At 40.4% G+C, this 12,148-nt stretch carries 8 protein-coding genes; all 8 read left to right on the top strand.

From position 1 onward, the window contains the following. The first annotated feature begins 29 nt into the window (after window positions 1–29). A complete protein-coding gene (locus ACRD69_RS10080) occupies window positions 30–1,463 on the top strand; it encodes a sulfatase family protein (protein ID WP_430814953.1) in 1,434 nt (477 codons plus the stop codon). A 27-nt stretch (window positions 1,464–1,490) separates the two neighbouring features. Further along, entirely contained in the window at window positions 1,491–2,066 is a 576-nt protein-coding gene (locus tag ACRD69_RS10075; protein ID WP_430814952.1) for an RbsD/FucU domain-containing protein, read from the top strand. 105 nt (window positions 2,067–2,171) lie between these two features. After that, a complete protein-coding gene (locus tag ACRD69_RS10070; RefSeq protein WP_430814951.1) occupies window positions 2,172–3,677 on the top strand; it encodes an alpha-L-fucosidase in 1,506 nt (501 codons plus the stop codon). Between the two features lie 302 nt (window positions 3,678–3,979). Then, window positions 3,980–4,861: a sialate O-acetylesterase gene (locus tag ACRD69_RS10065; RefSeq protein WP_430814950.1), complete on the top strand. Its 882-nt coding sequence runs from the start codon at window positions 3,980–3,982 to the stop codon at window positions 4,859–4,861. Between the two features lie 3 nt (window positions 4,862–4,864). After that, complete coding sequence (locus tag ACRD69_RS10060) at window positions 4,865–5,986, top strand: aldose epimerase family protein (RefSeq protein ID WP_430814949.1); 1,122 nt, start codon at window positions 4,865–4,867, stop codon at window positions 5,984–5,986. A 34-nt stretch (window positions 5,987–6,020) separates the two neighbouring features. Then, the gene (locus tag ACRD69_RS10055; RefSeq protein WP_430814948.1) at window positions 6,021–7,946 is read left to right on the top strand and encodes a LamG-like jellyroll fold domain-containing protein; all 1,926 of its coding nucleotides are present in this window, start codon (window positions 6,021–6,023) and stop codon (window positions 7,944–7,946) included. A 90-nt stretch (window positions 7,947–8,036) separates the two neighbouring features. Beyond that, a complete protein-coding gene (locus tag ACRD69_RS10050; RefSeq protein ID WP_430814947.1) occupies window positions 8,037–10,028 on the top strand; it encodes a T9SS type A sorting domain-containing protein in 1,992 nt (663 codons plus the stop codon). A 47-nt stretch (window positions 10,029–10,075) separates the two neighbouring features. Further along, window positions 10,076–12,145, top strand: coding sequence for a hypothetical protein (locus tag ACRD69_RS10045; RefSeq protein ID WP_430814946.1), 2,070 nt, complete (start codon window positions 10,076–10,078; stop codon window positions 12,143–12,145). Window positions 12,146–12,148: the final 3 nt, after the last annotated feature.

The raw sequence follows: 12,148 nt of genomic DNA, 5'->3' as shown, positions 1-12,148 counted from the left end.
TAAGTGTTTAGCTTCAAGTGTCATATAAAATGAAAAGAACATATCTAATACTATTTACCCTGCTTACGATTGCCATATCCTCCTGCTCACATGGCAAAAGGCCAGCTAAGCCTAACTTCATCATTTTTTTGACCGACGATCAGGGCTACAATGATGTGGGATGTTATGGTTCACCAAATATTAAGACGCCTAATCTCGATGCAATGGCAAATCAGGGCATGAGATTTACCAGTTTCTATGCACAGCCCTTGTGTGGTCCTTCAAGAGCGGCATTGCTCACAGGGTGTTACCCCATTCGTATAGCCGAACCCGGGAATGCCAAAAACTTTCATACAAAACTTCATCCCAAAGAACTGACCATTGCTGAGGTATTGAAGACAAGGGGCTACCAGACTGCCTGCATTGGAAAGTGGCATGTGGGTGAGGAACTTGAGCAAATGCCACTTAACCAGGGCTTCGATTATTATTATGGAACGCCACAGTATAATGGTAATTCAAAATTGATAGGACAGTCTAAGCATCGATGCCGTATTTTAAGAAATCATGATACACTAAGGGTCATCAACACGGTGGAGGAAATGGGACAGCTGACCCGGATGTATACCAAAGAGGCCTCTGATTTTATCAGGAATAACAAAAACAAACCCTTCTTTTTATACCTGTCTCATAATATGCCACATGTGCCATTGGGAGCTTCTGAAAGCTTCCGGGGGAAATCAAATGGTGGTTTTTACGGTGATGTAATTGAAGAACTGGATTGGAGTATGGGTGAGGTTATGAAAGTTTTAAAAGAAGAAGGCCTGGAAGAAAATACATTGGTCGTTTTTGTTTCGGATAACGGACCATGGATTGAAGAAAAGATTGGCGATCATGCCGGGAGTGCTCATCCACTCAGGGGAGCTAAAGCACAAACATGGGAAGGGGGCGTTCGTGTACCTTGCATCATGAAATGGAAAGGGCATATTGCCGAAGGTCTTACTAATGATGAACTGTTAACAACCATGGATTTTCTGCCTGCATTTTCAGAGCTTTCAAAAGCTGAGTTGCCTCATGATTTAGCGATTGATGGCAAAAGCTTCTGCAATGTTATTCTGAAAGGAGATAAAAGTCAACACGATCGATTCTTCTACTATGCCTATACCCATTTGCAGGCAGTCAGAGACCGGGGGTGGAAATTAGTGTTGCCCCGTCCAAAGAAACCAGGGTATATGAAGTGGAGGGGCAGGAAGATTGACCAGGTAGACGAAACACAATTGTATAATCTGACAACAGACAAGGAAGAACAGCACAATCTTGCTGAAAGTCATCCTGAAAAAGTGAAAGAATTAATGAAATTGATTGAAACCGGTCGCGATGAATTAGGCGATAACAATCAAATAGGGAAAGGTGCCCGTTTTTTTGATGATGCATCAAAGACGGATAGGATTGATATATACAAAGACTGGAAAGAAAAAAATAATTAGTTGGTTAATCATTTAACAAGTGTAACAATGAAAAACATAGTTTTTGGCTTTATAGTGTTTGTATTGTCATTGTCATGCTCTTCAAATAAGCAACATAAGGCATGTATTGAGAATAAAAATGAAGTAAAGAATTGGAAAACAGAAGTCACAGAATCACTAAAAGTCTTTGGTCACCGTAATTGGATTGTAATAGCCGATGCAGCCTATCCCAGGCAGAGTAATCCTGCCATCCAAACCATCACAATTGATGCGAATCATATAGAGGCAGTTGAGTTTGTAAATGACTTGATAGATAAGGCAAGTCATGTGGATGCAAACATTCTTGTAGATAAGGAGATGGCCTTTGTTTCGGAGGAACATGCAAAGGGAATAGAAGCATATCGCGAGGCTTTACATCAAATTCTTGAAGGCGAAAATGTAAAATCACTGTTGCATGAAGACATCATACGCGAATTAGATACATCGGCAAAGTTATTCAACATCTTGATCATCAAAACAGATTTGTCAGTTCCGTATACTTCAGTCTTTTTCCAGTTAGAATGCGGTTATTGGAATGGAGAAGCAGAAAAGGAACTTAGAAATAAAATGAAAAGTAATGAGTAGAAATATGAAACGACCATGTGAATTTGATTATCCAAATTATCACACAGGAGAATGATAAAATTTACTTGAGAGTTTCATGTGGCAATTGAAAGAAAATATAAACACATGAAAAGATTATTCGCTTATGTTACTGTTATATTGGTAGTTTTGCTCTTTGGTTGTGATGGTAAAGAGAGCAAAAGTTCCAAAAAAGAAACCTTGAAACCTTACAACTCAAATCATGAGTCAATAGCCTCCTATGATGTGCCTGATTGGTATAGCGATGGAAAACTAGGCATATTTATGCACCTGAGTGCTTTCTCTGTACCGGCATATAGAAACGAGTGGTATCCACGCCATATTTATTATGCCGAAGATAATCCGACAATTATACATCGTGAGTGGACAAAAACCTTCAGAGAACATCATATAGAAACGTATGGACCCTTAAACGAATTCGGTTACAAGGATTTTATTCCCATGTTTAGGCTTGAAGAATTTGATGCCGGGTATTATGCTGATTTAATCAAGAAAGCAGGAGCTAGTTACTTTGCTGCCCCTGCAGTTCATCATGATGGTTTTGCCATGTGGGATTCCGAAGTAATAGATTGGAACGCTTCAGAAATGGGACCAAAGCGAGATGTAGTTGGTGAATTGACCAAGGCTATGCGCAAGCAGGGAATTAAAACAGGTGTATCAACCCATTATGGAAGGCATTGGAAATATTATACCTTCCGACCTGAGTTTGATACCTGGAATCAAGCATACGAAGGCTTATACGGTAAACGTCGTGGGGATACAGACCCACCTAATCCTGAAGATGCTCTGAAGTGGGAACGTGTAATGAACGAATTAGTTGATTTATATCAGCCAGATTATGTTTTTGTGGATGGAGGTATATGTGATGCTTATGCAGAATACAAAAAGACATATTTCAGGGATGCCATGTACCGGGTTGTAGCACGCTATTACAACAAAAGTGTAGATTGGGATAAGCAAGTAGTATTATCCTGGAAACGTGATGCCATGCTAAAAGGTGAAGCTGTTTACGACACCGAGAAGAACCCGGAAGAAGGTATTCCATCCCGTTCCTGGCAAGCCCACTATACAGCCAACGGCAGTTGGGCCTATTCAGGCGAAAAAGGAGCTTACCCCGTTAATGCTGTGCTTCGCTGCTTTGTAGATCTGGTAAGTCGAAATGGTAACCTGCTGCTTAATATTGCACCACGACCTGATGGGACACTGGATAAGGCTCAGGAAAATCTGTTGCTTGAATTTGGTCAATGGCTTAAATTAAACAATGAAGGCATTAAAGGATCAAAACCATGGGACACATATGGTGAAGGAAAATTCAATTCGCTTCGTGGAGGGTCTAATATCAATGAATACGATACAAATGCCATTCGCTATACTCAAAAAGATGGGATACTTTATGCCTGGTTTGTTACATGGCCTGAAAGTGGAGAACTGATATTACCGCATGCGGGTAAATTTAATCCTGCCAAAATAGCTCCTCTTGGTGATGATGTATCTCTGAAATATACGCGCAATGGGGAAAACATAGTTGTGGAGTTGCCTGATGAACAGTTCGGGCAGTATGTATGGGGCTTGAAACTAACCAAGAGCTTGTAAACAGAATATCAGCCAGGGAATTTTACAATACGCGTGGCTGGGTCGTCAATACCATGAATAATCCTTTTGGTTATACGTCGCCTGGCTGGAGTTTCCCCTGGTGCATTATTTTATTTCAATAGGCTTAATATACCCTTCCATTATACCTGGAAAGTAGCAAGGAGAGTAAATGGTGAAGTCCCCTGTATGCTTTTACATGTCCATAGAGCATTATTGGAATATTTGCGTTATGTATTGTCTATTTTGTGCTCAACCTTTCTTTTTATGTCAGTTACTTTTACTGCAATAATCAAATGATTGCCATGAAACGATTCAGTTCAATACTACTTATACTATTCTTTGTTTTAACAGTTGGGGCACAGAGTAATACAAATCCTAAGCAAAAATTAAAAGTCTTTATTCTTTCGGGTCAATCCAATATGGTGGGTTGGGGTAATAGCGCAGAACTGCCTGATTATCTCAGGTATGGGACGGATAACAAACTGATGTTTGAAAATGGAAAATGGCAAAAGCTTAAACCGAACCGTCCGTCCAGTGAAAGACAAAGGAAGCGTTTTGCTATGACAGAGTACTCATTTGGGCCAGAGATAGCATTTGCAGCAGAGCTTTCAAAAGCCTATCCCAATGAAACCATTGGTATCATCAAAAGTGCAAAGGGAGGAACAGGTATATTAGCCTGGTCACCCAACTGGACAGAAGAACAAGCTGACCGCACCAATGATGGTCAAAAAGGCGATTTGTACAAAGTATTAATTGATAAGATTCAAGAAGCACAGAATGCGGCGGATATTGAAATAGTAGGGTTTTTATGGCAGCAAGGAGGGAAAGACATGACAAATCTGACTGTAGCAAAAGAGTATTTCGATAATCTTAATGCCTTAATAACGGCTTTAAGGAAGGACTTAGGTTTGCCTGATTTGCCGGTGTTTATTGGGTGTTCAGTAAGTAAAGAAGCTTTAAAAAATATTGATAAGGCACAATTGGAACAGCTTAAAAAGTCAAGACCTGGTGTTGAGTATGTTATCAGCGCCAGGTTTAAAGCTGAAGAAAAAATACCTAATGTGAAAGTGGTGGTGACGCCTGATTTAGAGAAATATCCAAAAAACGTGCATTACAATACCAAAGGACAATTGAAACTAGGCGAGCGTTATGCGCAAGCCTACATTGAATTTGTTAATCAATAGATAATGAAATTAAAGAATACTATACAGCTGCTTCATTGCCTTTGGGTAATAATACTATTCAGCCTATGCGGATGTGTGACCAGCAAAACAGAGGTTCTGAAGGAAGTTTGGGGTGAAGTGAAAGAGAAGCCGGTTTTTCATTACACATTTAAAAATACTAACGGAATGGTATTGGGTGTTACCAATTATGGAGGTATAATAACTTCAATAATAGTGCCTGATAAAGATGGGACAATGGAAGACGTTGTTTTAGGATTTGATAACCTGCAACAATATATCGATCCCAATCCCTATTTTGGTGCAGTAATAGGCCGTTTTGCCAATAGAATCAGAAATGCACAGTTTAGTGTTAACAATATTGCTTATCAACTGCCTAAAAACAAAGGAGAACACTGTCTTCATGGTGCAGGTGAATTTAATACCGTTGTTTGGGATAGTGAAATTGTGGAAAATGAAAAAGGGAAAGGTATTCGATTGCATTATCTGTCAAAGGACGGTACAAATGGTTTTCCGGGTAACCTGGATATTTTCGTGACCTATTTACTTACAGATGATAATGCCATTCATGTGCAATTTGAAGCCACAACGGATAAGGCAACACATGTGAATTTAACACAACACAGCTACTTTAACCTGTCGGGTGGTAAAGAGCTGATTTATGACCATCTGATAAAAATTGATGCTGATGGGTATACAGAGGTCGATACTTCCCTAATACCAACAGGAACAATAGCTGCTGTAAAAGGAACAGATTGGGATCTGACAGGTATGACCCGCATAGGGGACAATATTCATCAATTGAATTATAAAGGTTATGATTTTTGCTATGTGCTAAATAAGCAAATTGGTGAAGTGGCCAGGGTAATTGAAGTAGTTGAACCGAAATCAGGAAGAACACTTGAAGTAAGTACAACACAACCGGGAGTTCAGTTTTATACGGGCAATTACATCAGTACAGAATTAGTTGGGAAAGGTGGAATCAATTATAAACCGCATTTTGGATTTTGTGTAGAAACGCAACATTTTCCCGATACTCCCAATCAGCCGGTTTTTCCGTCAACCCTGCTTATGCCAGGTGATAGATATGAAGAAATGCTTATCTATAAATTTGGTATCACCAACTAATTAATCACCTGAAATAACTCATTAAAATATACAAATGAGAATAAAATATTTACTGACCTTGTTAGCTCTCATAAGCTTTGTGAGTGCAGCAGCACAACAGTTCGAATCCTGGCGTATTATCAACATACCCGATTATCATAATGCTGAAGGATTCGCCAGAAATACTCCTGAACGTGCAAGACGTATTCAGGAACAGACGGAACAATTTAAACGAATGAAGGAGCGTCATGGTGGTGAATTGATTGTTATGCCGGGTGACTGCAATGGGGGGCATTGGTACAGAGATAAATTCATGAAGCCGTTTAAATCCAATCCGGAATATGCGCAATTCTCAACAGAGGAAGTGATTTTGGAAGCTTCGCGCTTGTGTTATGGAGGTTTATGGGACATAGTGCACAATGGCGGTTACAAACATTTTTTAATGGCGGTGGGTGATCATGAACTGGGAGATAATCCCTGGCGAAAGGGCAGTGAGGTAAGTAAGCATATCTCAACCTTTCGTAAAGGTTTTGCCAACACCATCACTCTCGATGAGAACGGGCAGTCACGCTTTAATACAATGATCGGCAAGGCCATGGCACGACCGGTAGGTACAAAGTATGAGCATACGTCCAATGCCATTCAATACAAAAACGTATTGTTTGTTACCCTTGATATGTTCCGCTTCGATGATGAGTATAAGATATTGGGAAATCAGGGTGTAATAAATGGTGATATTGATGGAAAACATTTGCAATGGTTTGAGTCAGTATTAAGCGAGGCACAACATATTCCATCCATACAACATATAGTGGTACAATCTCATTTACCAATTATTTACCCTGTACGAAAATATGCCAGCAGCGGTATGCTTGTGGATAAGAAGGAGAGCGAAAAGATTCTTAATGTCCTTCGAAAGTACAAGGTAGATTTGTACCTGGCCGGAGAAGTACACATGAACACGGTCACAAGAGATACCAGGTCGGATTTGATTCAATTGGTTGCAAGGGGTAATAATCTTACCAATGTAACACTGGTTGATGTGGAGGAGGATAAACTACTGATCAATACTTATCATCAGAACGGAGATAAGCTTGGTAGTTTGAGCATTGTTAAAGAAAGTGACAAGACCGATATCAGCGGAACAGGCTTATTAACACCAATCACGCCTATGGGCTTGCAAATACATTGGAGCTTCGATGAATTGCTCAGTCAGTCGAATTATAGCAACAGTATTGATGGGACATTTCCAAAACCGGGTAAACACAATCCGGTGGTGTCAGGAATAAAAGAACCTGTTGCTTTTCTGAATGACGGCGGTTTTAATTTTGATTATTCATTGATTGGAGGTGAAGTAACAACAGCTGAAGGAAGGATCGGTAATGCTGCAGTAATTAAAGAGTCGAGTTGCTTGTCCGTTTTACCTATCGGACCTATGGAGGCAGGTTATGAGCGCAGCTTGTCATGTTGGGTCAAGACAACTGCTAAGGAAAGGCGACTCATTTTTAATAGTGCATCTTATTGGGGACAAGGGCAGTTTTTTAACCTCTCTATTAATGAAGGGAACCTGGAGCTGGCAGTGCGTCCTGAAATGGTAATGACAACAGAAAATCAGCATCTTAACGATGGTCAATGGCATCACCTTGCCGTTGTGATGCCACACGATGATGCCAAACTAGGCGAGTTAAAACTGTTCATTGATGGTCAGGTGATGGAAGAAATACAATGCTCCAGGCCAGATATAAAGATACATACCTCACAAGCCAACTGGATGTCCATTGCCACTCAATCAACGCCCTACAAAACAGATTTAGCCAGAACGATGAATATGAAAAAATACATTGGCCTGTTAGATGATTTTTCAATCTGGACAAGAGCACTGAGTGATGAAGAGGTGTTGAAACTATATAATGAAGGCCTGGAAGGAAACAATGCCTTAAGTGTTGAAAATGAGTTAAAGATTAAAGAAAGCCAATTGTAATCGTTTGATTTGCGCTAAGCATTGTCTAGTTTACGCCCCTTTAATTGCTGGTTGCATTCTATTTTTACATCGTTTATAAATCGATTTAATATGCAATCACGTTTTATATTTCTTTTGTTTGCACTGCTCTTGCCAACAGGTTTATTGGCTAAAAACTACTACGTCAGTGCCAATGGTAATGATGCCAACGATGGCAGTATGGATTCACCCTGGCTAAGCTTAAGCAAGGTTTCTGAGGCCGGCGCAAACGATAAAAATGGTGGTTTTATTCAACCGGGTGATCAGATCTTATTTAGGTCGGGCGATACCTTCGAGGGACAGTTTATTATTAACAGGTCGGGTACTGCCGATCATCCAATAGTGATAAGTAGCTACGGAGAGGGTGAAAAACCAATTCTGAGCGGTTCTGGTAACATTCCAACGGGAGATTTTATTGAAGCTGTGAAGTTGGTAAACACAAGCCATATTGTAATGGATGGCCTGTGGATTAAAAATGATCGTCAAGAAATTGGTGATATCACATGGGGAACCAACTCTTCATATGCTATTAAAGTGATTGCCAATAAATGGGGAGGCATCAGTAAAGATCTAACCTTTCGCAACCTGAAGATAACCGATGTATTTGGCTATGATATGATAGATTGGGAAGGCAATTTCACCCTGGATTATTACAATGCCAAGGGCATCTTTTTCGATTCAGATAAGAATGATGATACTGTAACACCTGTTAAAGAGGTACGGTTCGAAGATGTGTTAATTGAAAATTGCTATTTCTATAATCTGGGAAGCACGGCCATTAGTGTCAGGAACCTGAATCCTCCCAATAACCCTATCAGTGAAGAGGGCAGAAACCGAAACTTCGTAATACGTAACAATACCTTTGAGCAGCTTGGAGGCGATGGCGTTGTGTTTGCCTCAGTTTGCAACGGACTGGTGGAGAACAACGAATTTATTGATCTGGGACAAGGTGATAAAAATTCGTCAACAGATAGATTATACGGTCGCGGTGAAGGCTGCTGGATCTGGGATTCGCATAATATCATTGTGCAGTATAACAAACAATACCGGGCAAGGGGATTTGGTGACACATATGGTGCTGCCGGTCACATTGATTTTTACTGTAAGAATGCCATATTTCAATACAACTACAGTGAAGATACTGAAGGTGGTTTTGTTGAAATCTTAGGTGATTGTGAAAATAGTGTATTCCGCTATAACGTTAGTGTCAATGATGGACACAGGGCCACCGGGCATCACCGTTACACCATCTGGTTATCTGGTTATGTAGGTAAGGATAGTGCCCCTGTTCCTTCCAACAACAGTTATATCTATAACAATACCGTTTATCTGGATGCACCGGCTTGTAAACCGGATATCTCCATTTTTGCTGAAGATACTTATATCTATAACAATATATTCTATGCCATGAATGGCGCCCAGATAGGCTCAGGTGGTGTGGAAATAGACATGCGAAATGGTGGCGAATTAATGGTGTCCAATAACTTGTTTTTCGGCAATATTGCCATGGCTTTCTCCAATCTGGATGCTTCAAAGGTGTCAGGGGACCCGCTTTTTGTCGACCCGGTATCGGTCAATGGCAGACCCGATAATTTTAATATTCAGTCAGGTAGTAATGCCGTTGACAGAGGTCTCTCCTTCAAGGAGCCTGAATTTCCAATGGCCGGCCAGGGTATCTTCGAAAATATAACAAATGTACCTGTCGAAGACCTGTTTGGTAATGCCATGGATATAGAGAATCTTATACCAAATATAGGTGCCAGTAATGCGTATAGCTCCAATAGTCAGGTTGGAATTAATGACCTGAGCCGTGTCAGTGATCTGTTCAGCATCTATCCCAATCCGGTACAAGATCATTTAAATATAAGTTTAAGCGAATCAGGTAAGGAGGTAAACTACGAAGTGTACTCCATCCATGGACAGCTTATATTATCCGACTGCCTGACGGCAGGTGTGAATGCTCTGCAGATTACTCTACCTGCCAATGTGAAAAATGGCATTTATTTTATCAGAGTGGCCAATGCAGATGTGTTTCAGGTAGAACGTTTTGTTCTTTATCGCTAAAGGTCAGTAGTATATAAAGTTACGATTAACCCAATAATTGGATGCGAATGAAATCCTTAGTCATACTAATTCTAGGTATTTGCAGTTCTTTAGTTGTTATTTCACAGAATAAATCTGAGAACTTATTAAATTTTGATGATCTGTCATCTGAAAGCTATGTGGTTCAGAATTTGGAATTGAAACAATCGAAGGACGGTTTGGAATTAAATCTTAAAAAAGGTGTTAAAGGAAGTATTACCTTTTTGCCCGGGGATAAGTATTGGGATTTGACTCAATGGATTTTTTTAAGCCTTGAGCTGGAGAATATGACAGATCAGGAATTGCGTTTTGAACCCCTTATACAGTATGATAATCCACGCAGAGGAGACAAGTTTTTCCCGGTTAATAACAAGCATATAGGTTTTCTTAAGCCCAATGAGGAGCTGATCTACAACTGTGTCATGATTCGCGATAAAATTAACACATCAGATTATCCACAGAGTGTTGATTTTCCTCAAATGAAAGGCCTGCCCAACGGTGTTATTCTCAATTATGCCGGTATTGATGCCAAGCACATTAAGGGACTCAGAATAGATTTTCCCAAACAAGACTATGAAAGAAGAGTATACATAAAACGTTTGTTTAAAAATAAAGCTGCCTTGCCTGAATTATATACAAATGATCGGGCCTCATTTTTTCCTTTCATTAATAAATACGGCCAATATAAGCACGTCGACTGGCCAGGGAAAATAACAAAGGATAAGCAGTTTGCTGAAGCCATTGAAAAAGAGCAGGATGATTTAATGCAAAATCCCGGATCGCCTGAATGGAATCGCTTTGGTGGATACGTGAACGGGCCGGGGTTTGAAGCAACAGGTCACTTTCGAACGCAAAAAGTTGACGGTCGTTGGTGGATCATCGACCCGGAAGGTTGCTTGTTTTGGTCCGCCGGTGTCAATAGCGCTGGCCGGCTGGAGATTCCGACACCAACAAAAGGGCGTGAACATTTCTTTGAAGGCATACCAGATAAGACCCCTTGTAATGCCTCTTTATTTGCAAAAGATCAATACAAGCACGGTTTAGCCAATCTCTATCGAAAATATGGTGAAGACAGTGAGGAGGAATATGTAGCCACCTCCTTAAAACGCATGAAAAGTTGGGGTTTGAATACCTTGGGTGGTTGGTCGGCCGAAAGCGTTGGAGAACATCCTGATTCAATTAAATTGCCATATACTGTTTATATAAATGCGGTATCTCCGGGTATTAATGAGAAGTTTCCTGATGTATTTGATGCACGTTGGAAAGCGAATCTTGAAGTGAAAATAAGAGCGAAAGCTGCCTTGGTCAAAGATGATCCTTATTTCTTTGGCTTTTTTATCAATAATGAGATTCATTGGGGCAATCCCAATAGTTTGGTTATGCACTCCTTGGAAAAGGGTGCCGATTGCGCCGGAAAGAAGGAGTATATCAAGCTGTTGCAACAGGAGTTGAAGGACATCAACTCCTTTAATGAGTTAACAGGTGCAACATTCGATTCATGGGATGACTTATTGACCGGTAAAGTGAAAGCGGGAACCCTTAAGATTGCAGGTCTAAAGGAATACAATATTAAGCATTACACCAGCATGTGCGAACTGTATTTTAAAATCACTAAAGAATTCATTGACAAGTATGCACCCAATAAAATGTACATTGGCTGTCGCTGGCATGGCAATCATAAGAATAAGATAAACACGACGATATCAGCTAAGTATCTTGATATTCTGACTTTTAACGCCTACGAAAATGAAGTGGAGTTTTACCCTTATCCGGCTCAGGATATTGATAAGCCTTTCATTATTTCGGAGTTTAACTTCGGAGCTTTGGACGCTGGTAAGTTCTTTACCGGATTGGGGTATGCCTCCGACCAACGTAACAGAGGGGAGAAATACAGAAATTTTGTTGAAGGTGCTTTAAGAAATCCCAGATGCGTAGGCGCGCATTGGTTTATGTGGGCGAACTCAACAACAGCTGGTCGTGGAAATGGTGAAAATGCCAATTGTGGATTGGTGTCAATGACCGACCAGATCTATTATGAGCTGATCGCATACATTCGCGAAACCACTTACCGGATGTATCGCTACAGAACTGAGGAATAAAAA

The sequence above is a fragment of the Carboxylicivirga agarovorans genome (assembly GCF_050589845.1).
GTDB lineage: Bacteria > Bacteroidota > Bacteroidia > Bacteroidales > Marinilabiliaceae > Carboxylicivirga > Carboxylicivirga agarovorans.
This window is presented reverse-complemented; position numbering and strand designations above follow the sequence as displayed.